The 26,163-nt window shown below is 61.5% G+C and carries 28 protein-coding genes; 13 read left to right on the top strand and 15 right to left on the bottom strand.

All coding sequences use genetic code 11. The annotated features are described in order from the left end of the window. Positions 1-12: 12 nt before the first annotated feature. From gspM to VLU25_07045, 12 genes are all read right to left on the bottom strand, one after another. On the bottom strand, positions 13-588 hold the full coding sequence (gene gspM, locus VLU25_07100) for a type II secretion system protein GspM (GenBank protein HSR67692.1): 576 nt from the start codon (positions 586-588) through the stop codon (positions 13-15). 2 nt (positions 589-590) lie between these two features. Continuing rightward, a complete protein-coding gene (locus tag VLU25_07095; GenBank protein HSR67691.1) occupies positions 591-1,994 on the bottom strand; it encodes a PilN domain-containing protein in 1,404 nt (467 codons plus the stop codon). A 17-nt stretch (positions 1,995-2,011) separates the two neighbouring features. After that, the gene (locus tag VLU25_07090) at positions 2,012-3,058 is read right to left on the bottom strand and encodes a hypothetical protein (GenBank protein ID HSR67690.1); all 1,047 of its coding nucleotides are present in this window, start codon (positions 3,056-3,058) and stop codon (positions 2,012-2,014) included. A gap of 12 nt (positions 3,059-3,070) precedes the next feature. Beyond that, complete coding sequence (locus VLU25_07085; GenBank protein ID HSR67689.1) at positions 3,071-3,841, bottom strand: prepilin-type N-terminal cleavage/methylation domain-containing protein; 771 nt, start codon at positions 3,839-3,841, stop codon at positions 3,071-3,073. 2 nt (positions 3,842-3,843) lie between these two features. Next, positions 3,844-4,320 carry a type II secretion system protein gene (locus VLU25_07080; protein ID HSR67688.1) on the bottom strand — a complete coding sequence of 159 codons (477 nt, stop codon included), beginning with the start codon at positions 4,318-4,320 and terminating at the stop codon, positions 3,844-3,846. A gap of 42 nt (positions 4,321-4,362) precedes the next feature. Then, a complete protein-coding gene (locus VLU25_07075) occupies positions 4,363-4,857 on the bottom strand; it encodes a prepilin-type N-terminal cleavage/methylation domain-containing protein (GenBank protein HSR67687.1) in 495 nt (164 codons plus the stop codon). Next, on the bottom strand, positions 4,841-5,266 hold the full coding sequence (gspG, locus tag VLU25_07070; protein ID HSR67686.1) for a type II secretion system major pseudopilin GspG: 426 nt from the start codon (positions 5,264-5,266) through the stop codon (positions 4,841-4,843). Before gspG ends, VLU25_07075 begins: the two co-directional genes overlap by 17 nt. Before the next feature lie 44 nt (positions 5,267-5,310). Next, complete coding sequence (locus VLU25_07065) at positions 5,311-6,534, bottom strand: type II secretion system F family protein (protein HSR67685.1); 1,224 nt, start codon at positions 6,532-6,534, stop codon at positions 5,311-5,313. Between the two features lie 95 nt (positions 6,535-6,629). Beyond that, entirely contained in the window at positions 6,630-8,339 is a 1,710-nt protein-coding gene (gene gspE, locus VLU25_07060; protein HSR67684.1) for a type II secretion system ATPase GspE, read from the bottom strand. Positions 8,340-8,380: 41 nt separating this feature from the next. Continuing rightward, a complete protein-coding gene (locus tag VLU25_07055) occupies positions 8,381-8,923 on the bottom strand; it encodes a hypothetical protein (GenBank protein HSR67683.1) in 543 nt (180 codons plus the stop codon). A gap of 55 nt (positions 8,924-8,978) precedes the next feature. Then, positions 8,979-9,557: a zf-HC2 domain-containing protein gene (locus tag VLU25_07050; protein HSR67682.1), complete on the bottom strand. Its 579-nt coding sequence runs from the start codon at positions 9,555-9,557 to the stop codon at positions 8,979-8,981. Continuing rightward, positions 9,554-10,105, bottom strand: coding sequence for a sigma-70 family RNA polymerase sigma factor (locus tag VLU25_07045; GenBank protein ID HSR67681.1), 552 nt, complete (start codon positions 10,103-10,105; stop codon positions 9,554-9,556). Before VLU25_07045 ends, VLU25_07050 begins: the two co-directional genes overlap by 4 nt. A gap of 437 nt (positions 10,106-10,542) precedes the next feature. On the opposite strand from VLU25_07045, the gene VLU25_07040 reads away from it, so the two are divergent. The 6 genes from VLU25_07040 (at position 10,543) to VLU25_07015 (ending at position 15,254) form a co-directional block, all read left to right on the top strand. Continuing rightward, positions 10,543-11,136, top strand: coding sequence for a cysteine peptidase family C39 domain-containing protein (locus tag VLU25_07040; protein ID HSR67680.1), 594 nt, complete (start codon positions 10,543-10,545; stop codon positions 11,134-11,136). Positions 11,137-11,305: 169 nt separating this feature from the next. Beyond that, positions 11,306-11,587 carry a hypothetical protein gene (locus VLU25_07035; protein ID HSR67679.1) on the top strand — a complete coding sequence of 94 codons (282 nt, stop codon included), beginning with the start codon at positions 11,306-11,308 and terminating at the stop codon, positions 11,585-11,587. A 176-nt stretch (positions 11,588-11,763) separates the two neighbouring features. Beyond that, positions 11,764-12,036 (top strand): hypothetical protein, encoded by a 273-nt coding sequence (locus VLU25_07030; protein ID HSR67678.1) that lies wholly within the window; start codon positions 11,764-11,766, stop codon positions 12,034-12,036. A gap of 167 nt (positions 12,037-12,203) precedes the next feature. Beyond that, on the top strand, positions 12,204-13,766 hold the full coding sequence (locus VLU25_07025; protein ID HSR67677.1) for a hypothetical protein: 1,563 nt from the start codon (positions 12,204-12,206) through the stop codon (positions 13,764-13,766). Continuing rightward, positions 13,763-14,551, top strand: coding sequence for an ABC transporter ATP-binding protein (locus tag VLU25_07020; protein ID HSR67676.1), 789 nt, complete (start codon positions 13,763-13,765; stop codon positions 14,549-14,551). The genes VLU25_07025 and VLU25_07020 overlap by 4 nt, the downstream gene beginning before the upstream one ends. Then, a complete protein-coding gene (locus VLU25_07015) occupies positions 14,535-15,254 on the top strand; it encodes a hypothetical protein (protein ID HSR67675.1) in 720 nt (239 codons plus the stop codon). The genes VLU25_07020 and VLU25_07015 overlap by 17 nt, the downstream gene beginning before the upstream one ends. Positions 15,255-15,348: 94 nt before the next feature. Here VLU25_07015 and VLU25_07010 read toward each other — a convergent pair whose 3' ends face one another. Then, positions 15,349-16,224 carry a M23 family metallopeptidase gene (locus VLU25_07010; protein ID HSR67674.1) on the bottom strand — a complete coding sequence of 292 codons (876 nt, stop codon included), beginning with the start codon at positions 16,222-16,224 and terminating at the stop codon, positions 15,349-15,351. A 136-nt stretch (positions 16,225-16,360) separates the two neighbouring features. Between VLU25_07010 and VLU25_07005 the strand changes: the two genes are divergently transcribed. The 3 genes from VLU25_07005 to VLU25_06995 are packed head-to-tail and all read left to right on the top strand — an operon-like array spanning position 16,361 to position 20,712. Beyond that, positions 16,361-18,409 carry an alkaline phosphatase family protein gene (locus VLU25_07005; protein ID HSR67673.1) on the top strand — a complete coding sequence of 683 codons (2,049 nt, stop codon included), beginning with the start codon at positions 16,361-16,363 and terminating at the stop codon, positions 18,407-18,409. A gap of 27 nt (positions 18,410-18,436) precedes the next feature. Further along, positions 18,437-19,363, top strand: a complete 927-nt coding sequence (locus VLU25_07000) for an NAD-dependent epimerase/dehydratase family protein (protein ID HSR67672.1) — start codon at positions 18,437-18,439, stop codon at positions 19,361-19,363. A 17-nt stretch (positions 19,364-19,380) separates the two neighbouring features. Then, positions 19,381-20,712, top strand: a complete 1,332-nt coding sequence (locus tag VLU25_06995) for a DUF92 domain-containing protein (protein HSR67671.1) — start codon at positions 19,381-19,383, stop codon at positions 20,710-20,712. Positions 20,713-20,850: 138 nt separating this feature from the next. Here VLU25_06995 and VLU25_06990 read toward each other — a convergent pair whose 3' ends face one another. Further along, positions 20,851-21,147, bottom strand: coding sequence for a hypothetical protein (locus VLU25_06990; GenBank protein HSR67670.1), 297 nt, complete (start codon positions 21,145-21,147; stop codon positions 20,851-20,853). Positions 21,148-21,448: 301 nt separating this feature from the next. Between VLU25_06990 and VLU25_06985 the strand changes: the two genes are divergently transcribed. From VLU25_06985 to VLU25_06970, 4 genes are all read left to right on the top strand, one after another. After that, on the top strand, positions 21,449-22,279 hold the full coding sequence (locus tag VLU25_06985) for a GNAT family N-acetyltransferase (protein HSR67669.1): 831 nt from the start codon (positions 21,449-21,451) through the stop codon (positions 22,277-22,279). Between the two features lie 212 nt (positions 22,280-22,491). Beyond that, complete coding sequence (locus VLU25_06980) at positions 22,492-23,025, top strand: WG repeat-containing protein (protein HSR67668.1); 534 nt, start codon at positions 22,492-22,494, stop codon at positions 23,023-23,025. Positions 23,026-23,151: 126 nt separating this feature from the next. Beyond that, positions 23,152-23,754 (top strand): DinB family protein, encoded by a 603-nt coding sequence (locus VLU25_06975; protein ID HSR67667.1) that lies wholly within the window; start codon positions 23,152-23,154, stop codon positions 23,752-23,754. A 225-nt stretch (positions 23,755-23,979) separates the two neighbouring features. Further along, positions 23,980-24,372 (top strand): hypothetical protein, encoded by a 393-nt coding sequence (locus VLU25_06970; GenBank protein ID HSR67666.1) that lies wholly within the window; start codon positions 23,980-23,982, stop codon positions 24,370-24,372. 347 nt (positions 24,373-24,719) lie between these two features. On the opposite strand, the gene VLU25_06965 is transcribed toward VLU25_06970, so the two are convergent. After that, positions 24,720-25,400: a hypothetical protein gene (locus VLU25_06965; protein HSR67665.1), complete on the bottom strand. Its 681-nt coding sequence runs from the start codon at positions 25,398-25,400 to the stop codon at positions 24,720-24,722. Positions 25,401-26,163: the final 763 nt, after the last annotated feature.

Genomic DNA, 26,163 nt, shown 5'->3' with positions numbered 1-26,163 from the left:
GATGCGCGAGAATCAGGAAAGACGAATCCAAGCCGATATCCGCAGGCGGGGACGAAGCACTTCCTGACGAGAGCGCCGCGAGCGGCCTACGTTGAGATTGAACTCGTCCACCAGCAAGAACTTCTCGTGCTCGGCGATGGAGCGCAAGAAACCCGTAAGCGAGACGATATCGCATTCCAGGTTGATTTGCATGGTCACGCGCGTGTAACTGCCTTCGTTGCGCTCCGGGATGGGGCTGCTGCGGGTGATCTGAACACCGTTCTGCTGCTCCAGGAACTTGAGGATCTCCAGCAAATGGGTCTGAGCCAAAGTGGGATTGGTGGCGTCCAGCAAGCGGCTCTCGAGGATGCGCATCTCCGAATCGAGTTGGCTCAGGCGCTGCCGGTAGGCATCCTGATTTTCGATGGTGCTGAGCGTGCGCTGCAGCAAAGAGGCCTGCTGATCCAGTTCTTCCTTCACCTCTGCTTGGGCGTCGACAAAGGGGAGGATGATGAAAAAGACCACCACCATCACCCCCACGATGGCCGTCAAGCCAACCACGGCCCGCCTGTCTCTGCGGCTTAGATTCTTCAGTCTGTTCTTGGCCATGTCTATTCCTCGTCAGCGCATTCCTTGATTTCAGCTTCAAAGCGGAACTTCTCTTTATTGTTGGCGCCGGGAATGATGAAGCGGGACTGCACGTTCTGCAGGCACTCCGAATTGTTGAGGACCGTCAACAGGTTGGAGGCTTTGTCCGAATGCCCCGTAATGTTGATGTTCTCGCTTTGAATGCTGATGCTCTCCAGGTAGGAGTCGTCGGGAATCAGCTCGGTCAATTCGCGCAGCACCCTGAGGACGTTGCGGTTGCCCGTCAGCATGCCCCTCAGTTCTTCGATTTGAGCCTGCCTTTCATCGATCAGGTTGCGCATGCGCAGGCTCTCGTCCACTCCGTCGCGCCGGATCGCCAATTCCTGGCGCAACTGATCGAGCAGGCGTTCGCTCTGCACATAGTCGCGTCCCACCACGGCGCCGGCCATCAGCAGCAACAGCACTCCCAGCACCACCGAAGGAGCCAGCGAAGGCCGGCTGCGCTTGAGGCGGCGCTCGCTGGGGATCAGATTGAAGGCTCCCTGACGGGTCAAACCCGAAAGGGCCAGTCCCAGCGCGTCGGCCATGGCCTCCAGACTGCTGCGCGTCACCGCGCCGCCTTTCAGCTCGACGCGGTCGAAAAGCAGTTGGCAATCTTCGAAGTCGCTGCCCAGCGCTTCCTTGATGGACTGGGCCAAGGGACCGCAGAAATAAATGCGGCTCAAGGCGTCGCCGGGCAGATCCACCTGGGAGAGGAAGCGGTTCAGTTCGCGCAGGATCTCCTGCGTCTCGGGCGCCTCGCCGGAGGGAAGAAACTGGTGGGAGTGACAGGAAGCGGGACCGCTGGTCAGGTTGAAGACGACGCGCTCAGGCCGCACCTCGATGATCAGGCTGGGATCCTCCTCGGGGAATCCGTCGGCATGGACGTGCAGCAGATGATTGAGGGAGTGTCCGCTGACCCGAACCGCCAGGGGCGCCAGGTCGAGTTCCTCGAGCAAGGCCAGCGGTTCTTCCACGGCCTGGGGCGGGACCAGGAAGATCTGCAGTTCGATCTTCTTGCGGGTTTCGTCGCGGCCCATCACGGCGTAGTCGTAAAAGGAGGCTTCGCCTTCTACCGGTTCGAACTTCTCGACCTGGAATTTGACCACTTGGTCGAGGTTTTCTTCCACTTCCAAGGGCAGCTCCACCGATCTCACGATCAATTGATCACGCGGTATGCCCAGGATGATCGCCTCGCTGGAGATGCCGGCTTCGGAAATCTTGCCGCGCACCGTTTCGGCCAGCTCGTCGGGAGCCAGTTCGGCGTAGTTGTGCACGGTCACGGCGCCCTTCACCTTGACCTCGCGCAACCCTTTGGAAACGCTGATGAATTGCAGGCGGTCGGCTTCAACGACGACGCCGGTGGCATTTTCAAATGTGTTGAGCATGCTGCTCTCCTCGGCCCTCAGAGTTCAATGTTGGCCTCGTTCCAGTAAAGGATCGAATATCCTCTGGCCCCGCCGCCCACCTGGATGACGCAGCGGATGCGGCTGATCGCTTCGCCCTGGCCAAAACGTCCCTCGGCGTCCAATGTGTAGATCAGCGCGGAGCGCTCCACCGAGAGGAGACTGAGCAGGCTGGTGGGTATGCCTGGCACGCGCTCCATGATTTCGGCCAGGTTGAGAATGGGAGACTGCGACCTGAGTTCGTCGATGTCCAGGGCGTCGTTGTAGTCGATTCCGGGCAAGGCCGCCAGCACGGTAAGGGGAGCGGCGTTAACGTCGATGCGGCGTCCCTGGCCGAAGGTCGTGAAATACTTCTGCAGTCCGTAAAACTCGACCCGCTGTCCGTCTTCCGTGGTTCCCTTCTGGCCGTAGTAGATTTCGGGGGTGATGCCCCGCACCAGCAACAGTTCCTCGGGAACGTCGAGGACGCCGTTCTTGGCGAAATAAGGCTCGGGCAGGGACTGGTAGTAAGAACTTTCGGCTCCCTGTCCCAGCACTTCGTCGTCGGCATCGCGCCAGTCCAGAATGGAGTCGGTGACGATGTCGGCCTCGTCCTGGGCCAGCCCGCTCATGATGAGCAGGTTGAAGATGAGGTCGGGATCGGCGCTGTTGACGTTGATTTTGCCCGTTTCGGGGGAGACCTTGATGTGGACGCTGCCCTGGGGCAACTCCAGTTTGACGTCACCGGAAAAGATCTCGGGCAGGGCCTCGGCGGCACCCAGTTGATCGTCTCCCAGTTGGGCCTGGTTGGCCCGGTTGGAGTACTGAGACTGCTGGGCTTCCAGAATCTTGTAGACGGCGTAGTCGATGCCGGCGCGGGTCAAGTAGTAGGCCTGCTTCTGGTTGACCACGTTGCGGGCAGCATCCACCTCGGTGCGGACGGCGGCCGCGAAAGAGACGGCCAGAAGACTGATGGCCAAGAGGATCCACAGCACCAGCACCAACGCCGATCCGCGCTCGGTCTGTCTCCCGCCGGGGACTCTCCCTACTTGCTTGAGCCTATTCACTGCGATCTCCTCTTATTGCTGGCCCCGCGCCTGGGGCGACCTGCTCAAGCCCAGTCCGCGCTGCAGGGCGCGCTGGCGGGCCAGCAGGTTCAGATTGCCGAAGGTGGTGGCGTTGATGGGAACGACCACGTAGTCGTTCTCGGCATAGTCGATGCGGACCGCGGTGGGCACGCTGCCCATCAGATCGCCCATCCATTCGTCGTACCAGCCATACTGCTCGGACTGGCCGTCGTATCCGTAGTAGGAAAAACGCACGTCCTCCACGTCGTCGATGATGGAAAGCGGCTTGCCTTCGGGGATGTCGGCCATGTAATCGAAGCTCTCCACTCCCATGAAACGGGTTTCCATAGCGCCCAGGTATTCGCTGCCCCATTCGTCTTCGGCGCGCCCGTAGGTCACCACCGTCAGTCCTGGATTGCGTAGATGGCGGAAGGGCGCCACGGTCACGAAGGTGAGCGTCCGGCTGGTGCCGTGAAAGAGGGGCGCCTGGGAGAGCACATTGGGATCGTTTTCGGGATCATACTCCCCTCCCTGCTGGGGAAGAAAGTTCTGGGAGGGACGCAAGGGAAAAAGAGATCCCAACTGGCGCTTCAAGTAATCCAGCAGAACCCTCTGGCGGGCCTTCTTCTCGAGGCGGTCCTGGGCCTTGGAGTAGATGTCGGATGCCACCCGCAGTCCGGCATACATGACGGAGGCGATGAGCACCAGTATGGTGAAGGCCACCACCACTTCCAGCAGGGTGAAGCCGCTCTGCTTGTTCTTCTTGATCTTTTTGCTCTTCATGTCTATTGACTCTGAAAAAGTCTGCGCAAGGACTCGGCGCCGATGTCTCCGGGATCAGTCTGTTCGGCCACGGCTTTGAGGCTGGTGAGCCGGTAGCGGCGTCCGCGCCGGCTGTCCTTGAAGTTGATGTCGACAACGATGCTGAGCAGATAAACTCTGGGCCCCGCCGTGATGCTGCCTTCCAGGGGCTGCAGGCTTTCGGCGTCGGCTGCGTTTTCCCAGTAATCGACGGTGACCTCGTAGGAGAAGTCTTCGTCCAGATCGCCGCTGTCCTGATAAGGGTCGCGGATGTCGGCGTCGGCCAGCACTTCGTTCATCACGTTTTCGGCGTGGTTCATGGCCCTATGGGCTTCCTCGATGCGGTAGATGTTGCGGATGCCGCCTGTGAACACCTGCATGGCCACGGCGATTCCGATGCCCAGCAGGGCGGTGGCCACCACCACCTCCAACAGCGTGAATCCTGGTTGTGGAGTCTTCATGTCGTTCCTTCAGCGTTTCCTTCGTTCCCCTATTGCTTGCCACTAGTAATCGAGTTGGCCGGGCGGGTCCTCATCGGGTTTGACCACCCGCCCGAATCCAGTCACCGGATCGACCGAGATCATGTACTGACGGTTGGGTCCCGTGCGCAGGGCGAAAAAGGCGCCCGAGCTGCGTCCGTTGGGGTAGAAGCTGATGCGCAAGGGCAGTTCCAGCCCGTCTTCCAGGATGATCTCAGTCTCCTCCGGCAGGGGGTAAGTGTTCTGCACCTCTTCGTACTCGTTGGCCCAGGCGTAGAAGGGCATGTCGTTGTCGTCTCTGCCGATGAAGACGCGCTGCACTTCTTGCAGGGCGATGGCTTTGGTGCGGAACTGTTTCATGCGGGTGATCATGTCGCGGGTAGCGGTGCGCAGTTCCAGGCTGGCCAGTCCCCGGGTGAAAGAGGGAGCCACCAGCAAGGCCGCGGCGGCCAGCAGCACCAACACCACGATGATCTCGATGAGGGAAAAACCCCTATCGCCTCTACCAGGAAACGACATCCGCATTATCGTCCTCTCCGCCTTCGCGTCCGTCGGCTCCCAGGCTCCACAGGTCGAATTGCCCGTGCTCTCCGGGAGAGCGGTACTGGTAGTCGTTGCCCCAGGGATCCTTGGGCAGCGAGGACTTGTTGAGGTAAGGGCCGTTCCAGTTCTGCACGCCGTTTTCTTCCAGCAATGCCTCAAGCCCCTCCGAGGTGGTGGGATAGCGTCCCACGTCGAAGCGGTAGAGATCGAGTGCGCCTTCCAGGTCCTTGATCTGCACCTGGGCGATGTTGCGTTTGCCTTCGCCCAAGCGGTCGATGACCGCGGGGCCGACCACGGTTGCCAGCAGTCCCAGGATGACCAACACCACGATCAACTCGATCAGGGAGAAGCCCCTCTGTCTGCGATGTTGCTTATGTTCTTTCATTTCTCTTCATTCCTTCTGATGTTTTTCAAAGCCGATGCTCAGTTCTAAATGGCCACGTTGTTGATGGAAAAGATGGAATACAGCATGGAGACCACCATGATTCCGATGACCAATCCCATGAAAAGGATGATGGCCGGTTCCACCAGGGCCAGCAGGTTCTTCATCGAAGTCTTCAGCTCCCGGTCGTAGGCGTCGGCGATTTGAAGGAGCATGGCGTCCAGCCGCCCGGTCTCTTCTCCGACCTCCAGCAGGTGGACGGCGAAGGGCGGAAAGACGGCGGTCTCGCGGAAAGGCTTGGCCAGGCCTTCGCCTTTCTTGACACCCGACTTCATGGGCTCCATGGCGTCCGCGATGCGCCGGTTGCTGATCACTTCCTTGACGATGTTGATGGACTGTATGAGGGGGACGGCGCTTTTCAGCAGGGTGCCCAGCGTGCGCGCGAACCGGCTCACTTCCAGTTTCTGCAGCAGCGGTCCCAGCATGGGAACGCGCAGCAGGGCCGAATCCCAGCTCAGTCTCCCTTCGGGACTCGAGATGTAGCGCTGAAAGAAGTACCAGATGGCGGCCATCGCCAGAAGGATGAGCCACCAATAGCCGGTGATGAATCCGCTGAATCCCAGCATGATCTGCATGGGCATGGGGACGGGCATGCTGGCGCTCTCGAAAACGTCGGCGAAGCGGGGTATCACGAAGGTCAGCATGATGACCACGGAAGCCAGCGAAACGAAGGTCAGAATCGCCGGGTAGATAAGCGCCGAGCGCAGGTATTCGCGCAGCTCCTGGGCGCTTTCAAGGTATTCCACCAGTCGCTCCAGGATTTGATCGAGAACGCCTCCCAACTCGCCCGCCTTGACCATGTTGACATAGATGCGGGGGAATACCTGAGGATGGTCGCCGAGGGCGTCGGAAAGCGATTTTCCGCTCTTGATCTCGCGCAGGGCCTGGCGGATGATCTCGCTCAGTTGCTCATTCTCGGTCAGTTCGGCCAGCAGGTTGAGGCTGCGGTCCAAGGGCAACCCGGCCTTGACCAGGGTCGACAGCTCCTGGGTGAAGATGAGCAGTTCCTTGCGCGAGACTCCCCCGATCTGCCAGGGCAGGTGGAGTTCGCGCGAGAGGAGCCCCTTGGAAGCGCCGCTGGTCAGCACCGAGACGGGCGTTTGTCCCTGCTCGGCCAGTTTGATCATGGCCTCCCGCTCGGAAGGCGCTTGCAGCGAACCTTCAACGATCTTTCCGTCGGGCGTCACCGCCTTGTAATCAAAAAGTGGCATTCCTTCCTTTCTCTATGCTCGATTCCCCTATGGGCTCTCTGATGTCTTCCGGCTCTATTCGTTCTAGTCTCTTTTTCTTCCCGGTGGCCTTTTTTCTAGATGTCCTGGGTCACGCGCATGACCTCGGCCACCGTGGTCAGGCCCCGGCTGGCCTTCTCGAATCCGTCATCGCGCAGGGTCACCATTCCCGATGCAAGGGCCTGTTTGCGCAATCGGCTGGAGTCGGCGCTTCCTACCGTGAGGCGCCGGATATCATCGTCTATGAGCATCAGTTCGAAAATGCCCAGGCGTCCCCGGTAGCCGGTTTCCCCGCATTCCTTGCAGCCGCGTCCCTGGTAGAGACGGGGCTCCAGGTGCTGAGGAAAGCCGATCTCCCTCAAGAAGTCGGGCTTGACGTCGATTTCTTCGCGGCAATGGGGACAGATGACGCGCACCAGGCGCTGGGCCAGCACACCCAGCACGGAGGACGCCAGCAGGTAGTCTTCGGCGCCCATGTCCACCAGCCGGGCAATGGCCGAAGGAGCGTCGTTGGTGTGCAGCGTGGAAAAGACCAAGTGGCCCGTCAAGGCGGCCCGGATGGCGATTTCGGCGGTTTCCAGGTCGCGGATCTCTCCGATCATGATGACGTCCGGGTCCTGGCGCACGATGGAGCGCAGCCCGGCCGCGAAGGTGAGTCCGATCTTGGGATTGACGTGGACCTGGTTGATGCCCTGGATCTGGTATTCCACCGGATCTTCAATGGTGATGATCTTCTTGTCGGGCAGGTTGATCTTGGTCAGCGCCCCGTAGAGGGTGGTGGTCTTGCCGCTTCCCGTGGGCCCCGTCACCAGCAGGATCCCGTAAGGCCGCTGGATGAGGTCCTCGAACTGCAGGAACATCTTGTGGTTGAAGCCCAGCTTCTCGAGGTCGTAGATCTGGGTATTGCTCTTGTCGAGGATACGCATCACCACGCTCTCGCCGTACATGGTGGGCAGGGTGGAAACGCGCAAGTCGAGTTCCTTGCCCAGAACCTTCATCTTGATGCGCCCGTCCTGGGGCACGCGCCTTTCGGCGATGTTGAGGCGGGCCATGATCTTGATGCGCGAAATGACGGCGCTCTTGAGGCGCTTGGGCGGCGATTCCTGATCGTAAAGAATGCCGTCCACCCGGTAGCGCACCTTGAGGTCCTTTTCGAAGGGCTCGATGTGGATGTCGGAGGCGCGGGCTTCGATGGCCCGGGAGATGAGCAGGTTGACCAGGCGGATGACGGGCGCTTCCGAGGCCAGGTCCTTGAGGTGCTCGATGTCCTCGTCTTCCCCCAGCCCTTCGCCTTCGTCCATGCCCTCCACGATGCGTCCCAGGCTCGAGGATTGGCTGCCGTAGAACTTCTCGATCAGGTCGAGGATGGCGTTCTCGGGGGCCAGCACCACCCGCAGCTCCTGGAATTCGGTGTAGAGACGGATGGAGTCGAGGGTCGACTGGTCGAGCGGATCGGCCATGGCCACGACCAGCGGTCCGTCCTCCTCCTGGCGGATGGGCACGAATTTGCACTCGCGCATGAAGCGCACCGAAAAAGTGTCTTCCACCACCGGCACCTGGGGGAAGTCCTCCTGGGTCACGAAGGGGACCCCCAGGTGTTCGCTCAGATACTTGGCCAAGTCGCCTTCAGAGAACGCTCCGATATCGATGAGCAGCTTGCCCAGCTTCTCGTTGGACTGTTTCTGCAGGTTGAGAGCGGTGTTGAGTTCCTCTTCCGAAACGACGTCCTTCTCCCTCAAGAAACGGCCGAAGCTGTCGTGAGCCTTGATTTCTGCCAGTTTAATCATGATGGTCGCCTGTAAGAGGTCGCCCGCTTCGACGGGCCTGCCTAGTAACGCAACACCCGCACCTTACCGCGGAACTCCTCGGGGCTGATGCGGTTGGCCGAGAGATAGTCGATATCGTCCTTCAGCGCCGACAGGGTCAGCACGGTTCTCTGGGCTCTCGGATTGAGCGTGCCGCGGTCTTCGATATGGGCGCTGATGGTGATGTGCTCGTTGCTGTTGAGCTGACGCAGCGAACGTCCGAAATCGGCCAGGCATTCCATCATGCGCTGCTCCACCAGGCGGATCTGCTCTTCCGTACCGCGCTTCTCGGCCTCCCCCGCCTGAGTGCCCGAGGATACGCCCTGGAAGGTGGGACGGTTGATCTTGAGATGAAAAGTCACCACCACTCCGTAACCGCTGACATAGGTGGTCAGGGGCTCGGTCTCCAGGGCGAAGGGATGGGTGAAATCCTGGCGGAGGACCTCGCTTACCACCCTTTCGAAGATGCGGGCCTCTTGCTTGAAGGCCGTCATGTTCATGCTCTGCTGGGCCACTCCCGTGGCTGCTAACAAGAGCGTCAGGACAAGAATTCTAAAATAGCACATGGTTTATTTTTTCCCCTCTTCTCTAGCTCTTTGCGGATGCCTCGGCCGCAGCCCTTCAAGTTCCGCTGGAGTAGCGTTCGATCTGCTCGTGCAGCGATCTCAGTTCGTGACCGTGCTCGTCTGCGCTGTTCCCGATCAATTCCACCTTCTCCAGCAGAAACTCGTACTCGTCCTGCAGCTGCATTTTCAGGGAACGGATTTCCTCGGCCGCCATCATGGCGGCTTCTTCTTCAATGCGCTGCCGCAGTTGAGCATCGGACAGAGATCCCTCGGCAGCCGGGCCTAAGGCCGCTGTCAACCCGGTCTGGGCCAGCACCGTCCACAGCCCCAGCACCATCAAAAGGGCTGCCGCCGATCTCTGCACCCAGGTCCAGAAAGAAACGGAAGCCGTGCCGCCGCGGGCCGCCGGCGAAGAGCCTTTCCACTCCTCGATAGCGGGCTGCAAGGCGCCGGCGGGCAAGTCGTCGACCTGCCATTCGGCCAGCCTTCGCCGGGTGTCCACCAGTTCGTCGTATTCACGCCGGCAATCCGCGCATTTTTCCAAATGCTGAAAAAAGGCGAAGCACTGGCGGGAATCGAGTGCCTCTCCGTAGAGGACGTCCATCATCCGCTGCTCGATCTCTTGGCAATTCATAATCGTCTCTCCAACAAGCGGCGCAAAGTCTTCAGTCCCAGGTAGACGCGAGACTTGGCCGTTGAAACCGGAATATCGAGGATCTCGGCAATCTCCTGAAACTTGAGTCCCTGATACTCCTTCATGACGATGGCCGCCCGCTGTTCATCGGGCAGGTCATCGAAGGCGCCGCGCAAGATGTCGGCCCTTTCTTTTCCGGCCAGCGCCCTCTCAGGCGAGGGCTCGCCGGAAACGGGCCGGTCAGACTGAAGATAGTCCTCAAAGGGCACCTGCGTGACGGCTTTGAGGCGTCGGAAGCGCATGCGGCACTCGTTGAGCGCGATGGTGTACAGCCAGGACGAGAATTTGCCCGGGTCGGAGAGGCGGGGAAGGTTCTGATAGGCCTTGGTAAAGGTATCTTGGGTCAGATCCCTAGCCACCTCGGAGTTGCCGGTATAGCGGCAGATGAAACGGAAGATCCGATTCTGCCACCGTTCCGTCAGTTCTCCGAAGCAAGCCCCGTCTCCTTGCAGTGCGAGTTCCAATAAGTGCTCGTCGCTGCGCTCCATTACTCTCCTCACTAAAGCTAGATGCGGCCTGTCCGGAAAAGACGAAAGCGCCCGCCTTTTTTCAGTATAGCCTGCCTTCCGCCCACTTATCCGCACCACAGTTGGACTTTTTATCCTCAGGCCGGCCCGACTTTCTCCGGAAGGGTTCCTCTCCTCTCCCCTGCAAGTCCTTGTACAGCGGGCACTTAAGCGCGTCCGGCAGTTCTGGCCCGCCGCTTGCGCCAAGGGACTTCCGTCACGGGCCGCTTCGGTTGTAGGCGCTCCTCCTCGCCCGAGCAGCCGGTCACGGCCCTTGCCCGGACGGGTGCAAGACTTTCGTCCACCAGGAGGAGAAAGGAAAAGCGCTTGCAGAGAGGGCGCCTGGAGCAGGAAACCGGCGTGCCCACCCGTCCGGGCCGCCCCCAAGCCGGACTCTTTGCCGAGCGAGGAAAGTATCGATGATGCTGTCGAAAGGAGTGCTGTTGGCGGTGTTGGCAGGAGGCGCACTGAGTTCGCTGCTTTTGCTGTCGACCTTGATCCACGATCCCCAGGCCTTGCGGCGCATCAGGGCCTGGAGGATGGGCGCCCGCTTCGAGGGGGTCGACCGGGTGGTCTTGCAGGCGGGGCTGAGCGATTGCGGCCCGGCGGCGCTTTGCATGGTGCTTCGCCATTACGGCCTGCGGGCCTCTTTGCCGGAACTGACCCGCTTGGCCCGGCCCGGGCCGCAGGGCGTGCGCATGGGCGTGTTGCGCAGCCTGGCCGAACACCATGGACTAGAGGCCGAATGCCGCCGGCTCACGCTTTCCCAGTTGAGCCGGGCTCCCTTGCCGGCCGTGGTCTTCTTCCGCCGAGGCCATTTCGTGGTGGTGGAAGGCATTTCGCCGGAAGGCATTTTCGAGGTGCTGGATCCGGCCCTGGGCCGGCTGCGCTTTCCTCCCTCGGCCTTCTTGCGCTGTTGGGGCGGACCGGTGCTGCTGGTGGAACCGCCCCTGCAGTCCTGGGCTGCCCTCGGCCGCTCCCATCCTCCGCCGGCAAGGGAGCAGCGGCCATGAAAGTTCTTCACGACTCTCGGACAAGCATGACCTCCGCACGGGCCCGGGCACCCCCCCAAGGCTTGGGAAGCTCTGTCACCTGGTCCGCGCTGCGCCGCGGACTCTCCTTCCTCCCGCTTTCGGCTCATCCGGCCACAGGTCGGGATGAGCGCAACTCAAGGAGCATCTCATGAGGCGCTTTTTCATATTGGCATCCGCCGTCCTGATGACGGCTTGGCTGCTGGCCGCTCCGCTCTGGGCTCAGGTCCCCCTGGGTAGCCTCGAGCCTTTTCCGCAAACGTCGGCACTCTCCCTGCTGGAGGGCGCCGCCTCTTTATGGGACTGGGCGAGCTGCGGCTTCGCCACGGGTGCGCTGATCGCCGCCCTGGCTGCCCCCGAACCCTCTTCCAAAGCCTTGGCTCTGGCCTTGGCGGGCGAGGTCTTCGGCTGCCATAGCGTGCTTTTCGGCTGATGAAACCGGGCTGGCTGGCAGAGCGGAATCGAGCTTCGAGACACATCTGGCCAAGGCGGCCGGAGCACGTCGGCTTTCCCCGTCGTGGCGCCTCCGGCCGCCGAGTCCGCTTCATTGCGCTCTGCCGGCTGAGAGGATGCTTGCTCAGGGAGGCTTATCCAGAAAGGAAGACGAACATGAATCGATGGAAGCTTTGGGCAGCGCTGCTGCTGATCGCGAGTCTCTGCACGCTTTATGCGACGGCCTCGGCCGCTCCCCTGTCGCCCGCCCCTCCGGCTCAATGCCTGGGCGGACTCTTCGGGGACGACGATGTCAACAAGCTGTGCGTCTTCGCCTCGGCCATGCTCTTAGGAGCCGCCATGGCGGCCAGCGGAGGCACCGCCGGTCTGTTGGCCGTGCTAATCGCCCCTAAAGCGGCGGCGGCCTGCGTGGCGGCGGCTGCGCTGTAGCTTCAAGAGCCAATTCCAAACTGGCGGGGCCGCCTCGCCGAGGCGTTTGGCGCCGCTGCCTGCGAGCCGCTCATTCTCAACCTTGGCAGACTTCCCGGCTCGTCTGCGGCGAGGCCGACCGCTGCTTGCGGGACGGCCCCGTTCGACTTACCAGAAAGGAACCCCTGATGTTGATGACCTTGTGCCGCTGGAAGATGCGTCTTTGGCTGCGCGCTCTGATCCGCAGCGAAGGACGCCGCCCCCTCTTCAAGATCTGTCTGCTGGCTTGGTTGCTCTCCCTTCCCGCTGCCTACGCGCTCATCCAGCACAAGGCTGCCGCACCCTGGCCCCCCGAGGCCGTGCGTCTGGGTCTGCTGCGCTGGAGCACCCTGTGGGCGGGGCTGACCCAGGTCGGCCTGGCCGTCCTGCTCTTGAGCAAGCTGGTCGAGGAGCGTCAGGATGCCCCTCTGCGATCTCATCCGGCCAGTTGGAAGTCCCTGCTCGTCCACCGCCTTACCTTCTCGGTGACCGGCGCCTCCATGCTCTTCGCCTTGGCCCTCCTGTGGGCCTTTCAAGGTCCCCTGTTCTTTGTCCCCCAGGCCGGCATCATCCCTTCCGCCCTGGTCTTCGCCACGGCTTGGACCCTGCAGGCCTTTGTCGTCAGCGTACTGGCGGCGGCGGCGCTGCGGCTTTACCTGACTCGCAGCAGATCCGTCGCTGATCTCGGCTTCTTGAGAGGCGCCGGGCTGGCCGTGTTGGCCTGCGGCGCTTTTCTCCTTTCCTGGGGAGGCGACTGGATGCTGCGGCATCAGCCCATGGCCCTTGGGCAGTTGGGCGGCTCCTGCCCCCGATATGGCTTCGGACTGTGGATGCCCTTCCAGGCCCTCTACGGATTCCAGCGGGAACTCACCCAAACGTCGGCCGGCGTATTCTCACTCCTGGGTGGGATGACCTTGTTGTCGTCGGTGTTCTTAGCCGGTTCCGCCCCCCGAGCGGGACGGGCCCTATGGCCCCAGGCCGGAGGGGACTCCCCCGGCGGCCCGCCCTTGGCGCTGTGGAGGCTTCGGAGGGCCGGCCTGAAGATGGCCGGCCGGAGAAGGCTGATCGGCCATCTGGTCTTCAAAGACCTGCTGGCGCCGGTGATGCGCTCTTACCGCCGTTTCTTCTTCAGCTTGACCGCGCCTTCCCTCTCGGCCTTGACTCTTTTGCTGCTGATCAGCCGACTCCTTCCCTCCCAGCTCGAGACGTGGATGCACGCCTGCGGCCTGCTGGTGGCGGCGGCTATCGCCGCGCCGGGTCTTTCCCTTTGGAAAGACGAGATGGCGGTGGCCAAGCTGCTCAAGCCCTGGCTGAGCCTGCGCCGTCTCTTTTTCTGCAAAGCGCTGGCCTGGCTGCTCTGGCCCACCATCCACACGCTGCTTTCAACCCTGGTCCTGCTGACCGCAGCCTGGGCCGCGGATGTGCCATCTCGGCCCTTCCTGAATCCCCTGCTGGCCCACGTCGCCCCCTTGTCTCTGCTGGCCTACCTGATGGGGTGGCTCTTTCACGCCAAGCCTCCTGCCCTGCAGGCCGCAACACTGTTGCCGCCTTCCACTTCGCCCTTTGCCTCCGTGCTCTTTTGGGCCGTCGTTTCCTGGCTCATTCTTCCCCCGCCCATGCGCTTGCCGCTGACGGGACTGACGGCCTTGTTGTTGGTGGCCTGCTGGATGTCATGGCGCAGGCTGGTCGGTCGAGAGGAGGCCCCGGCATGAGTGCTTCTACCCGTATCGAGATCCAGGCCTTGGGCAAGGAGATGGGAGGACGCTCCTTGCTTCGCGACGTGACCTTGGCCGTCCGGCAAGGCGAGATCTGCTGCCTGGTCGGCCCCAACGGAGCCGGCAAAACCACCTTGCTGCATTGCCTGATGGGGCTGCGCCGCCGCGACTGCGGCCGCATTCTCATCAACGGCGTCAGTCATGACGATCCGGCCATCCAGCTTCAATGGAGTCAGGTGGGATTCCTGCCTCAGAATCCTCAGCTCTATCCCCACCTCAAGATACGAGAACACCTTGTCTTCGTCGCCCAAATCTACAAGGGCCGCGGGAGCGAAATCGACCGCTTCGTCGACCAGGAACTGGCCCGCTTCGGCTTGCAGCCGGCGGCCGAGTCTTTTCCCGAGACGCTCTCACGGGGCGAATATCAGAAGGCCGCCCTGGTCTCGACCCGGGTCCATTCGCCTTCTCTGCTTGTCTACGATGAACCCGATACGGCTTTGGACGACTCCTCGCGGCGGTTGCTGGTGCAGCTTCTGACCGATCTGGTAGGCCAAGGAGGCGCGGCCCTGATCGCCACTCACGACTTGCGTCTGGCCGAGTCGCTGACATGCCGGCTGGCGATTCTCAACCGGGGAAACATCCTCTTCGACGGACGGCCTCAGGACCTGCGGCTGGCTCTTCACGCCGGAGGCGACGCCAGTCTGGACGACCTGTATCGCCAATTGCTCGAGCAACACCAGGCAGGTTGGAGGAAGGGAGGCGGCTTTGAACCGGCGCAATAACCGGCCCTTAGGACTGCTCGACCAAGCCAAGCTCATCCTCGGCTTCTTCCGCTCGCCCTCTGCGGCCCTGAAGAAACTCAGTCTGCGGGCTCCTATGGCTGTTGCCCTGTTGTCGGTCACGGTCTTGGGAGTGGTTCTGCAATGGGCCCTTCTGCCTTACCTCGAGCAGGCGGCCCTGGGCTCGCTGCGCCACCAGCCGGGAAGCGCCGAATTGGAGCAGACATTGCGGCTGATGAGCCGGGTCCAGATGCTGGCTCTGCTCTTCTATCCCATCCTCATGATCGTCAAGTGGGCTTTGCTGGGCCTCATGCTGGCCCTCTCGTGCCAACTTGCGGGGGTGGCGACGACCCTGCGACAGTCGTTCTCGATCATCGCCCACGCTTCTTTTCTGCCGCTGCTGCAGACGGCTCAGGTTCTCCTCATCCTCATGCTCAAAGGCGTCGGTTCTGTTCGCCGGCCCTCCGATCTGCAGCCGCCGCTGGGGCTCGACCTGTTGTGGGCGCCGCAGGATGAGCTGGCCCTGCTCATCCTCCATAATCTGAATCCCTTCGAGATCGCCTATCTTTGCTTCATCACTGCCGCTGTCGCCATGACAGACCCGCACGCCTCCAGGCTCAGAGCTTTGGCCGCATGTGCACCGCTGTGGCTGCTCACCCTGACGTCGAGGGTGCTGCTCTCCTGGTCCGGGAGGCCCGAGGGGTAGCGAGCGACCTCATACCGCCGGGAGTAATTCGGCCTTCACCGCGGTCGCTGAAACTTGACCCCTGTGTGAACTTGTTGGCCACCTAGTAGTGGCCCTAGTCTTGGAAGAAGGGAAGCGGGTCGATGGGCTGGCCGTAGAGACGCACCTCGTAGTGGACGTGAGGTCCCGTGGCCCGTCCCGACAATCCGACGTAGCCGATCACATCGCCCCGCTTGACCCGCGCTCCTTCCTCCACCAGGATTTGCGAGAGGTGAGCGTAGCGGGTGCTGAGGCCGAAGCGATGGTCGATGATGATCAGGCGTCCGTAGTCGGAAGTAAAATCCGTGCGCAGTACCTGCCCGTCGGCGGTGGCCACCACTGCCGTGCCCTGGGGACCCGAAATGTCGACGCCGCCGTGGAATTCCCTGGATTGGCTGAATGGATCGTCGCGCCAGCCGAAGACGTCCGCCAGATATCCTTGAGCCGGCCAAATGGAAGGCGCAGTGGAAAGCAGCAGCGGCCGGTCGGCATATTTCTCACGCAGCCATTGAAACTCGGTCGTCAGGTTGATTCGCCGACGGTCAAAGGCGTTCAGATGCCGTTTGACGTTGCGGCGGCTTTCCAGATCCAGAGCCAGCTTGACCGTATTCTCGGCGCCCGAGGCGCTCAGAGTCTGCTGCACGACGTTGGCCATGATCTCGAGCTTCTTGGCGTTGGTCTCCAGAAAGGCGAACTGGTCAGTCAGGCGTCTCGCCTCGTGGCGAAAGGAAGCGTTCTCGTGGCGGAGCCGCTCGACTTGAGGGCCCACTTCGGAGTGCACCTCGGAATGCTTCCACATCGAGAAATAATGCAGCGCGGTCAAGGTCAAGACGGCCACAAAAGCGATCATGCCCACCGCCGCCAAGCGGACCAGGCGGCGTGGCAAGACGATCTTGCGGGCCGGCCCGTCCCCGGCAGGCTTGACGATGATGTTGAGATCTCCTTTGGCCATTCCACTCGACATTATCTCCGGCGGATGAAAATCGTGTCAATTCACCAAGAGACGGAAGACTGCGCCCGGGTCAGGCAATCGGGCGAGAAAAAGGGGCCGGTGAACCGGGTGGAGAAAACGCTATAATACTGACTTCATGAAAAAAATCGCGCTGATCGCAATCGTTGTGCTGTTGGCCGTCACGGCTTGGTTTTTCCTCGACTTCACGCCCCCGGCCAACCAGACCGACTTCAAGGTTGTGGTGCTGGGATTTGATGGGGTCGACCCTGATCTGGTGAATCAGTGGCTGGATGATCTGCCCAACATCCGGGCCCTCTCCGAGAGCGGGACCTTGCGTCCTCTGGGGACCACCAATCCGCCCGAGTCGCCGGTGGCCTGGGCCAGTTTCGCCACCGGCACCAACCCGGGAAAGCACGGCATCTTCGACTTCTTGCGCCGCGACGCCGAGAATTATCTGCCCGACATCGGATTGGTCAAGCGCGAGCCGCCCGAGTTTCTCTTTGGAGCCATTCCCTACAAGGCGCCGGTGATCATCAACAATCGCCGGGGCGAACCTTTCTGGAAGCACCTGGATCGGGCGGGCTTCAAGACTCACAATCTGCGCATACCGGTTGAAATGCCGGCCACCGAGATGACCTACGGAAGGACCTACTCGGGTCTGGGCGTTCCCGATCTGCTGGGCACCTGGGGCACTTACCACTACTTGGCCACCGACCTCTCCATGTGGGACTTGAGCGAGAACGCCAACACCGAGTTCGGCGGCAAGCAGGTGCTGCTGGAGATGGATGAAGAGGTGGACGATCTCTTCCACGCCAGCATCCAGGGCCCCTTCGATCCGCGCCAGAAGCCGGGGACGGCCGATCGGATGACGGTTCCCCTGACCGTTCAGCGCAATGCCGACGCGACTGCCGTCGAAATCAGCCTGCAGGGCCGCCAGGAAACGGTAGAAGAGGGCGCATGGAGCGGCTGGTTCGAGTTCACCTACGAGATCGGACCCTTCGTGGACGTCAAAGGACTGAGCCGCTTTCAGGTCTTGGAGACCTTCCCCGAGGTGCGCCTCTACCTGATGCCCATCAGCCTCCATCCCGCCGACCCGCCCGTGGCCATCACCGAACCTCCCGCCTTCTCCCAGGAACTCTACGACCTCTACGGCGAGTTCAAGACGCTGGGCTGGATTCACGAAACCTGGGGACTCAACGAAGAGCAGATCGACGAGGGTATTTTCTTGGAAGACCTGTTCCGCAATATGGACTCCTTGGAAACCATGTTGCTCGACGCCATCGACGGCGGCGAGTCCTCTCTCTACACGGCGGTTTTTACCGCCACGGATTCCGTCTCTCACATGTTCTACCGGCTGATGGACGAGCAGCACCCCCGATACGAAGCCGAGTTGGCCGCCGAGTACGGCGACGCCATCAAGCGCGTCTATCAGCGCATGGATGAAGTGATCGGCAAGGTGGTAGAGCGGCTGGACGCCCAGGACCACCTGCTGGTGGTCTCCGACCACGGCTTCCACACCTGGCGCAAGGAGTTCAACACCAACACCTGGCTGGTGCGCAACGGCTATATGTTCCTCAAAGGCCAGGACGAAGAGGAGGAAGTCAAGAAGCTTGACCACATGTTCAGCGGCGGCAGCTTCTTCCCCAACGTCGACTGGGAGCGCACCAAGGCCTATTCGCTGGGTCTGGGTCACATCTACATCAACCTCAAGGGGCGCGAAGGCAAGGGCATCGTGGAACCGGGCCGGGAATACGATCAACTGGTCGAGGAGATCCGCCAAAATATCGTGCAGTACCGCGACCCCGACACTGACGAGAAGGTGCTGGTCAACGCCTACTTCTACAAGGACATCTACACCGGCGACAACATGGAACACGCCGGGGACATCCAGCTCAGCTTCGCCACCGGGTACCGTACTTCCTGGCAGACCGCGCTGGGAGCCGTGCCCCCCAACATCATCGTGGCCAACCTCAAGAAGTGGAGCGGAGATCATTGCGCGTCCGACGTCTTCGAAACGGCCGGTTTCCTGGTTTCAAACCGGGTGATCGAGAACCAGGAGACGGCCATCATCGATCTGGCTCCAACGCTCTACCAGGTCTTCGGCGTCGATATCCCGGAGCGCATTGACGGTCGGCCCTGGCAGTTCTCGTCTTCGCAAGTGAGCACGGCGGCGGGTCAGCCTTAGCTCCCAGGTCTCGTGCAAGGATTGTCTATGAAATGTGTGGTGACCGGCGGGACGGGTTTTCTGGGGAGCGCCTTAGTCCGCCTGTTGGGCCAGGCGGGTCACCAGGTAGAGGTGGTTTCGCGCAGCCGGGGACATGACATCGCCCGCCCCGATACTCTGCGTCAGGCTTTTCGCGAAGCCGAGGTGGTTTTTCATCTGGCGGCGCTGGTGCAGTCGCGGCCGGGTCCATTCGAGCGGACCAATCTGCAGGGGCTGGAGAACGTCTTCAAGGTCTGCCGCAGCGAGAAGGTCGAACGGGTCATCAACGTCTCCTCTTTCACCATCTTCGGACCCAGCCATGGCAAGCCCCACCGCGAGGACCGCTTGCCCCAGCGCCAGAGCTTTTTTCATGGCTACGACGAAACCAAGTATCGGGGCTATCAGCTCACTGGCCAGTGGAAGTCCGAGATCCGCATCAACACCGTCTTCCCCACCGTCATCTTCGGTCCCGGACCCATGACCGAGGGCAACATCATGGTGCGCCTGCTGGGCCGTTGGGCCTCCATGCGGGTGGCGGCTCTGCAACGCGGCGGACGCCCCGTCTGGAACTTCGTTTTCGTGGACGACGTGGCCAAGGGACTCATGGCCGCCCTGCAGGCGCCTCCCGGCGAAGACTTCATCCTGGGCGGCGAGGACGTCTCCCTGAGCGGACTCTTGCAGGCCTTCCGCCAGGCCAGCGGACGGCGCATGCTGCGGCTCCCCCTTCCCGACCCGGCCTTCCGTTTGGGCGCGCGCTTCGAGGACTGGACCTCGCGCCTGATGGGCTTCCCTCCCTTGGTGCTGCCCGCCACCGCCGACTTCTTCCTCAACGACTGGCAGTTCTCTTCTGCCAAGGCCGCCGATCAGCTCGGCTACGCCCCGCGTCCTCTCTCCCAGGGACTGGAAACCACCTGGCAGTGGATGCGGCAAAGATGAGGCGGTAGACTCCCTCCATGTCCGATCGCCGAGAAGACCTGCGACAGTTGGAACACCTCTTGCCCGTCGGATTCGCCTTCACCCTCCCCTACCTGCCTTACTGGGCCATCCTCTCCCTGGCCGGACTCGCCATCCTGCACGCACTGTTCTTCTCGCCGCTGCTGGTCAGGATCACCACCCGCCAGGATGAAGCGCTGCGCCGCGTCTCTCCCGGCAAGCTCTACTACGCCCTGGGAGTCCTGGCCTTGCTGCTGATCTTCCGCGAACGGCTCTACCTGGCGGCCGCCGTATGGGCCCTGCTCTCGGTGGGCGACGCCGCCTCCAACTTCATCGGGCGCCGCATCGGACGCCACAAGCTGCCCTACCATCCCGACAAGAGCTGGCAGGGACTGCTGGCCTTTTGGCTCCTGGGAGGCTTGTCCGCCGCGCTGCTGCTGTGGTGGAATCTGCCCCCTGAGGCATCCTTTTCGCTCACGCGCATTGTGGCCTGCTGCCTGCTGACTTCGCTGGCCGCCGCCATCGGCGAGTCGCTGCCGGAAGTAATCGACGACAACATAGCGGTCGTATGGATCGGAGCCGCTACGCTTCCCTTGCTCATCTCCATCGACACGCCCCTCCCGTCGCCCGCCGCGCCCTGGGCCGAGATCCTGATGGTCTCGGCAGGGGCTGCCCTGCTGGCCCGCGTGCTGGGCTGGGTCTCTACGCGGGGGGCGGTGATGGGCGGTGTGGTGGCGCTGCTCATCTACACCGGCGCCGGACGTCCCGCCTTCCTGGTGCTGCTTTCATTCGTGGCCACCGGCAGCATCGCCACCCGCCTCGGATTCGCCCACAAGCACAAGCTGGCCATCGCCCAGGGAGAGCGGGGAGAGCGGGGCGTTTCCAACGTGCTGGCCAATGGATCGGTGGCTTTGGCGGCCGCGCTGATCAGCCTGTGGGTGGACGCGCCGGAATTGCTGCGGGCCGCTTTTACCGCCGCTTTGGCCACGGCCGCTCTCGACACCCTCTCCACAGAAATCGGACAGTGGCTGGGCCGCCGCCCCATCAATCCCGTCACCTTCCGGCCCGTCCCCGTGGGGACTCCCGGCGCCGTTTCCCTGGAAGGCACCCTGGCCGGATGGATGGGGGCCGGCTTGGTGGCATCGGTGGCCGTCTTCAGCGGCTGGCTCCCCTGGCCGGCCTTGCCCGTCATCTGGGTAGCCGCCGTGGCCGCCGGGTTCTACGAGAGCCTCTGCGGCACTCTCTTCCGCTCCCGCCTGCCCTACTCCGACGAAGCCCTCAACCTCTACAGCACGCTCTTCGGCGCCACCGCCGCCGGATGGGCCTGGTCATTGCTCCACCCGCCCTGCTGACCTGACGCCTGGAAGCCGCCGCTGCAGCCCCAGGCCTGGCAGCCACATTCGCGGCTTGGGAGTTGGCCGCTGGAAACTGGAAGTTGCCTAGCCAAGGTGCATCCTTGCGGGGATCCCGGACCCAGGCCGCGCCACTCCTCAAATCGCGCGTATCAGTCGCTGAGGACTCCTTGACAGGCGCCGCAGCTCGCCCCGCACCTCCATTTCAAGCTTGACCGTGGTGGTGAACCAGGAAAGCGATCCGAGCCGCTTCTTTTCGTGGGCGGTCAGCCGCTTGGCGACTTCTTTAGCCAGATCGCGGAAGTACATTCCTGGCTCTTCTGAGGGAACCGCCTGCAGGATGGCGCTGTGCACGGCATCGAACTTCCAGCGGTCGATGTTGGTGGATTTTTTCCCAGGATTGGGAGTACGGCAAGTCACTTTCTCCTTGGGCATTTACTTCTCCCTCGGATAGATGATGTATCGGCCAACGACGGCTCTCGCAAGTCCCGTCGTCCTATCCTCAGTATCCCCCATCCCGTTTCTTTCAACAAGCCCAACGTCCCCGGCAATCGAGGGAGGCCAATCTTAGAAGCCCTCCTGCGGGTAAGCCCCCGAGCGGTCGCCAGGGCGGGTGGGAGGCGCATCCTTGCGGCGATCCAGGAAATTCCTCAATACGGCCAGTCGGTGAGGCCCCCGAGCGGTGCCCGGTATCAGGCTGCCCGCTATAATCAGGATTCTTGGAAGGAGCCAATCGATGACCAGCTCTTCAAAGCACCTTTTTGCCGACCTCGACCTTTCCCGCCGCCTGGAAAAGACCGAAGGCGAAGGCAACCGCTCGTTTGTAGAAGCCCGCGCCCAAATCTCACCAGAAGTCGGCGCCGAGTGGACACGCATCGCCGGCACCTACGCTTTGTTTGACGGCCCCCGTTCCCCTCTCACGCAGACCTTCGGCTTGGGCATCTTTCAGGAAGTCGCAGCGGACGACCTTCAACAACTGGAGGACTTTTTCCTCGGCCGCCAGGCCCCGGTCTTCCACGAAGTGAGCCCCCTGGCCCACCCCTCAGCCCTGCACCTGCTGGGCCAAAGGGGATACCGGCCTATCGAATTCACCAGCGTCCTTTACCGTCCCATTGCGCCCGGAGTCGAGCTGCGCTTTCAAGGGGACGAAGCCATCCGCGTACGCATCGCCGATCCCCAGGAGGCCGACCTTTGGGCGTCCACCGCGGCAGAGGGCTGGAGCGAATACGAGGGACTTCCCGAGGTGGTCCTGGAATTGGGCAAGGTCAACATGGCGCGTCCTGACGCCTTCTGTTTCCTGGCCGAGCTTGAAGGCTTCCCCATCGCCGCCGGCGCCCTCAGTCTCTTCGAGGGGGTGGCCCTTCTAGCCGGCGCCAGCACCATCCCAGCCGCCCGCCGCCGCGGAGCCCAGTTGGCTCTCCTGCAAAGCCGCCTGCAGTTCGCCGCCGAGCAGGGCTGCGATCTGGCCATGATGTGCGCCCAACCCGGCACCCCCTCCCAACGCAACGCCCAACGCCACAACTTCCAGATCGCCTACACCCGCATTAAATGGCAACTCTTCCGCTGATTAGGCCGGTGGCACCCGCCATTTCACTGATCCTCTTGCCCTGGGGGATATAATCGTTAAGGCGCAGCCGCAGCCACGAAACGGGGGAGGTTCTTGTGCCTAAGGGGATTTCAGTGCGGAATTTAATCGGTCTGCTTCTCATCTTCTGCCTGCCGGGATGTCGTTCTGGAGGATTGGATGTCACCCACACACATAGTCCAGCCGCGAAGCCGGTGCTCTTCGCCGAGACGACAGCCGAGGGCGAGCGTTACGGGTATCGCGACTCGGCCGGGGAGGTGGTTATCGAACCCCGCTTCCGCTTGGGCGAGGAGTTTTCCGAGTCGGGATTGGCGGCCGTCGTCGATGAGACCGGCTGGGCTTATATCGACACAAAGGGCGAGGTCGTGGTGCGGCCTTTTGTCTTCGATAACGCGCCGGATGCCTTCTCCGAAGGACTGGCCCGCTTCCAGCGAGACGGACGCTTCGGCTTCTTCGACCAGTCCGGAAACATCGTCATCGACCCCCTTTACGAATTCGCCCGGCCCTTCTCGGAGGGTCTGGCCGCAGCCTGTAAAGGATGCGTGAGAGAGGCTGACCACGAGCATTGGTCGGTGGCAGGAGGAAAATGGGGATACATTGATCGCGGTGGAGATGAAGCCATCCCGTTTGTTTTCGACGAAGCCGCCTCCTTCAAACAAGGCCGCGCCCAGGTCACCCAGGACGGCGCCCCGAAATCGATAGGAAAAGACGGGCAAGTTCTGAAATAGCGAGCAGCTCATACCGCCGAGAGCAATTAGGCCCTCAGCGCGGTCGCTGAAACTTGATTCGTGTGTGAACTTGTTGGCCACCTGGTGAACTTTCCGAAGGCCGAGCTTAGCGAGTAGACTGGAGACATGCGCTATCGCTTTCTCGTTGATACCTATCAGACCGAGCGCCTCAAAGTGCTCAGCGTGTGGAGCATGTTTGGCGATGAGGACCTCGCCTTCCGCCCCCACCCCGAGGATCGCCGGGGGCGCAGCGTGCTTGAGCAGATGGTGCATCAATGCGTCAGCGAGAACCTCTGGTTCGTTCAGATTCTGGGCATCGACGTCGGCGCACCCCCTCTGCCCGAGCGTGAGGAGCGCCTCGACTTCATCCGCCGCTATCGCCAGGACTCCGGCCGGCGCCGGGACGCCCTGGCGGTCAAGCAAGAGAGATGGTGGGAAGAGAGCGCCAGCTTCTTCGACGTTGAGCGCTCGCGGGCCTGGGTGATGGTAAGGCGCATCGCCCATACGGCCCACCACCGCGGCCAGCAACTCGCCATGCTGAGGATGCTGGGACGCGACTTGCACAGCACCTACGGCCCGACAGCCGACACGGGAGGCCTGATGCAGAACCAGGCCCCCACCATCTATGCCTACGACGACTTCGATGCTTTGGTGAAGGGCGAAGACTCTGGCGGTCGAAAGCGACCCTTGCCCGGCCCCGGCGACAAATCGCCCACCGAGCGACCGTGACGGAATCTATGAAGATCAAGACAGCGAGGGGATCGATCCGAATACATCGGCTGTCAATACGCTTAATATCGTGCAGAACTGTCTACCTAAGAAGGTTAAGAACTAGACATGAACAGAAAGCATTCAGTAGCGCTCCTTTTATCTGGCTGCCTCCTTGCGTTTGCAGTCGCTCTCGGGGCAGGCGCCCCTCGAGATCTGTGGCCACGGGCGGACCAAGGGTTCGCAATGCCTCCTTATCCTGAGATGGCGGTCGGCCTTGGAATCGAGGGTGCCATGCATTTCGAGATTTCTCATCGCGACGGAAGGGTGTTGCGAGTTCGCCTCTTGTCCGACACATTAGGGTCGACCAAGCAACTCTCGGCTCCCATGGGAGAGCGCTTGGAGACCTTCAGAGACTCCATGGTCCAGGAGGTCGACGGCTACATCCGCCAGCACTGGAAGAAAGACCAGGGATTCGGCGAGGGGGTCGCCCGAGTCAAAATCGACTTCCGCCTGGTACCGGACATCCCAGCCAGAGCCAGAAACTACTACGTCGAATACAATTCGTTATTTGTCGAACGTATCGTGGTTACAGCCTGTGCCGAAGCCTTCTACGACTGCCCTGAGATAGGCGACTGACGAGGGGTGTCAAGTCAGGAGGCTGGGCTCTCCGCAGCGAAAGCCGCCGGGTCGTTGGAGGGATGGAGCCGGCGATAGGAATCGAACCTACAACCTACGCATGCTCGCTCGGAGAGAATATCAAACCCGAGGGATCAGAGATGATCCATCACGCGCCATTGGGTGACAGACCGCCTTGCTGAATCTTAGCGCACTGACCGGTTCAAAGAATTGGGGTGAGGCTCTAGCCCAAAGGCAGCTTGACATGGAAAAGCATACAGCCGGTACTTTTCGGGGTAAAGGAAGAAACTCGTGGACACCCCTCCTATTGGGCCGCTATGGAATTGGATCGCGGATACGTCATCGCGTTATTCGTTGTCTGGCGGCGTGTAACCGACCTGGGAAACCTCAAGGACCAATTGATACCCGTCATTATTTCCGCCTGGCACGGCTTGCAACCTGATCGACTCTGATTTGTTCCCCACCTTCACCTTCAGGAGGGAATGTACGTACGATGTGGTTTGCCAGATGTCGGGCAGGTCCGGCGGATAGCAGGGCGGGTGATTGACGAGATACCCGCCTGTCTTGAAATAGGTCGCCCCTTGGTTGTCGTATTTTGTCCCGTCTGCGTCAGCTAGCAAAACGAATCCCGGATGGAACCCTCCCCCTAAGAACCAAGCAAGCATAAAGGAAAAGATGGGGGAGTTGCCGTAGTAGCCCTGGTAAGAAATAGATCCGACGTTGCCGTCCAAGCCTATCGCGTGTCCACCGATGGCTGCAACATCTTTCGATGTTTTCGAGGACGCGGCATAGATGCGGATTGGCGGGGCGGCCAAGAAGCTTGGGTTGCCGGTTTGGCCGCATTGCGGTTTGTCCGCGTTGCTCCTGCTTGGCATGAAGGGGAACCCGGGAGTAAGGACCAGATCATACGGGGTTCGGTTCTCGATCTCAACGCCAATAGGAAAGGTCTCTCCTGTAACACCGCTCAACACCTGTGCCAAAAGACTGGCAGCATTGATGAACTCACCTAGTATTGCAGCCTTAGACATGGAATTCTCCTTCGAAAAGCCCCAGACTCGCGGCGTCAAGTACCCCGCGCACAGCGAACATCCAGAGGTGCCGGAATTGGTTCAAGCCACGTACCCAACGTAGTATCGTCTTTCTGAAAGAGAAGATGCAAGAGATTTCTAATAATCTCAATTCATTTGGCAGGCCGAATGGCACAATCAGTCGGGTGAAAGCCTTTCGCCCACCCTGAAAAGAGTGGTCAAGGGGATCGCTGCATTCGGGGAAGGTCTTTTCCCACGGAAGTCGAAACCGATGACGGCGCGTGGTTGCGCGGGTCAGCCAACGGCTAAGCGACGAAATGCATGGCGACGACTAAGAGTCAAAAAGAGAGTCCGGAGTCTAGGGCCAGCTTCTCCCCTGTGTGAGGCTGGCCCTTTTCACATCGGCATGTTGAAAAGACTGGAGCCGGCGATAGGAATCGAACCTACAACCTACGCATTACGGATGCGTTCCGGGTGTGAAAGCCCGTGAATCCCCACAAACGCGCAGCAACAGCAAAGGCCCGTTCCCGCGTCCCCAATCCTATTGCAGTCGTCGCGCTTGAAGTTCCCAAGCGTTTAGGTTATAATCGAGACAAGATGAAACCCTTCAACTGCCCCCACTGCGGCGAACCCATCTCAGCCCGCGACATCGCTCAGGCGATGGGGCGGGAAGGCGGCAGCAAGAGCACTCCGGCCAAACGCCGGGCCAGCCGCCTGAACGGTCGATTGGGAGGGAGGCCGCGCAAGAAAGGCAAGGGGGAGG

The organism is Acidobacteriota bacterium (assembly GCA_035471785.1).
In the GTDB taxonomy this organism is placed as follows: Bacteria; Acidobacteriota; UBA6911; order RPQK01; family DATIPO01; genus JANQFM01.
The sequence above is the reverse complement of the archived record's forward strand: the minus strand, read 5'-3'. Positions and strand labels throughout refer to the sequence as shown.

Excerpts from the sequence above, each read along its gene's own strand:
- VLU25_06990 (HSR67670.1), bottom strand. The coding sequence starts at position 21,147 with ATGCCCAAGGAGAAAGTGACTTGCCGTACTCCCAATCCTGGGAAAAAA.
- VLU25_07000 (HSR67672.1), top strand. The coding sequence starts at position 18,437 with ATGAAATGTGTGGTGACCGGCGGGACGGGTTTTCTGGGGAGCGCCTTA.
- VLU25_06995 (HSR67671.1), top strand. The coding sequence starts at position 19,381 with ATGTCCGATCGCCGAGAAGACCTGCGACAGTTGGAACACCTCTTGCCC.
- VLU25_07040 (HSR67680.1), top strand. The coding sequence starts at position 10,543 with ATGATGCTGTCGAAAGGAGTGCTGTTGGCGGTGTTGGCAGGAGGCGCA.
- VLU25_07005 (HSR67673.1), top strand. The coding sequence starts at position 16,361 with ATGAAAAAAATCGCGCTGATCGCAATCGTTGTGCTGTTGGCCGTCACG.
- VLU25_07035 (HSR67679.1), top strand. The coding sequence starts at position 11,306 with ATGAGGCGCTTTTTCATATTGGCATCCGCCGTCCTGATGACGGCTTGG.
- gspE (HSR67684.1), bottom strand. The coding sequence starts at position 8,339 with ATGATTAAACTGGCAGAAATCAAGGCTCACGACAGCTTCGGCCGTTTC.
- VLU25_07020 (HSR67676.1), top strand. The coding sequence starts at position 13,763 with ATGAGTGCTTCTACCCGTATCGAGATCCAGGCCTTGGGCAAGGAGATG.
- VLU25_07045 (HSR67681.1), bottom strand. The coding sequence starts at position 10,105 with ATGGAGCGCAGCGACGAGCACTTATTGGAACTCGCACTGCAAGGAGAC.
- VLU25_07055 (HSR67683.1), bottom strand. The coding sequence starts at position 8,923 with ATGTGCTATTTTAGAATTCTTGTCCTGACGCTCTTGTTAGCAGCCACG.
- VLU25_07030 (HSR67678.1), top strand. The coding sequence starts at position 11,764 with ATGAATCGATGGAAGCTTTGGGCAGCGCTGCTGCTGATCGCGAGTCTC.
- VLU25_07085 (HSR67689.1), bottom strand. The coding sequence starts at position 3,841 with ATGAAGAGCAAAAAGATCAAGAAGAACAAGCAGAGCGGCTTCACCCTG.
- gspG (HSR67686.1), bottom strand. The coding sequence starts at position 5,266 with ATGAAAGAACATAAGCAACATCGCAGACAGAGGGGCTTCTCCCTGATC.
- VLU25_07025 (HSR67677.1), top strand. The coding sequence starts at position 12,204 with ATGTTGATGACCTTGTGCCGCTGGAAGATGCGTCTTTGGCTGCGCGCT.
- VLU25_07065 (HSR67685.1), bottom strand. The coding sequence starts at position 6,534 with ATGCCACTTTTTGATTACAAGGCGGTGACGCCCGACGGAAAGATCGTT.
- VLU25_07050 (HSR67682.1), bottom strand. The coding sequence starts at position 9,557 with ATGAATTGCCAAGAGATCGAGCAGCGGATGATGGACGTCCTCTACGGA.
- VLU25_06985 (HSR67669.1), top strand. The coding sequence starts at position 21,449 with ATGACCAGCTCTTCAAAGCACCTTTTTGCCGACCTCGACCTTTCCCGC.
- VLU25_06970 (HSR67666.1), top strand. The coding sequence starts at position 23,980 with ATGCCTCCTTATCCTGAGATGGCGGTCGGCCTTGGAATCGAGGGTGCC.
- VLU25_07075 (HSR67687.1), bottom strand. The coding sequence starts at position 4,857 with ATGTCGTTTCCTGGTAGAGGCGATAGGGGTTTTTCCCTCATCGAGATC.
- VLU25_07080 (HSR67688.1), bottom strand. The coding sequence starts at position 4,320 with ATGAAGACTCCACAACCAGGATTCACGCTGTTGGAGGTGGTGGTGGCC.
- VLU25_07010 (HSR67674.1), bottom strand. The coding sequence starts at position 16,224 with ATGGCCAAAGGAGATCTCAACATCATCGTCAAGCCTGCCGGGGACGGG.
- VLU25_06975 (HSR67667.1), top strand. The coding sequence starts at position 23,152 with ATGCGCTATCGCTTTCTCGTTGATACCTATCAGACCGAGCGCCTCAAA.
- gspM (HSR67692.1), bottom strand. The coding sequence starts at position 588 with ATGGCCAAGAACAGACTGAAGAATCTAAGCCGCAGAGACAGGCGGGCC.
- VLU25_07095 (HSR67691.1), bottom strand. The coding sequence starts at position 1,994 with ATGCTCAACACATTTGAAAATGCCACCGGCGTCGTCGTTGAAGCCGAC.
- VLU25_06965 (HSR67665.1), bottom strand. The coding sequence starts at position 25,400 with ATGTCTAAGGCTGCAATACTAGGTGAGTTCATCAATGCTGCCAGTCTT.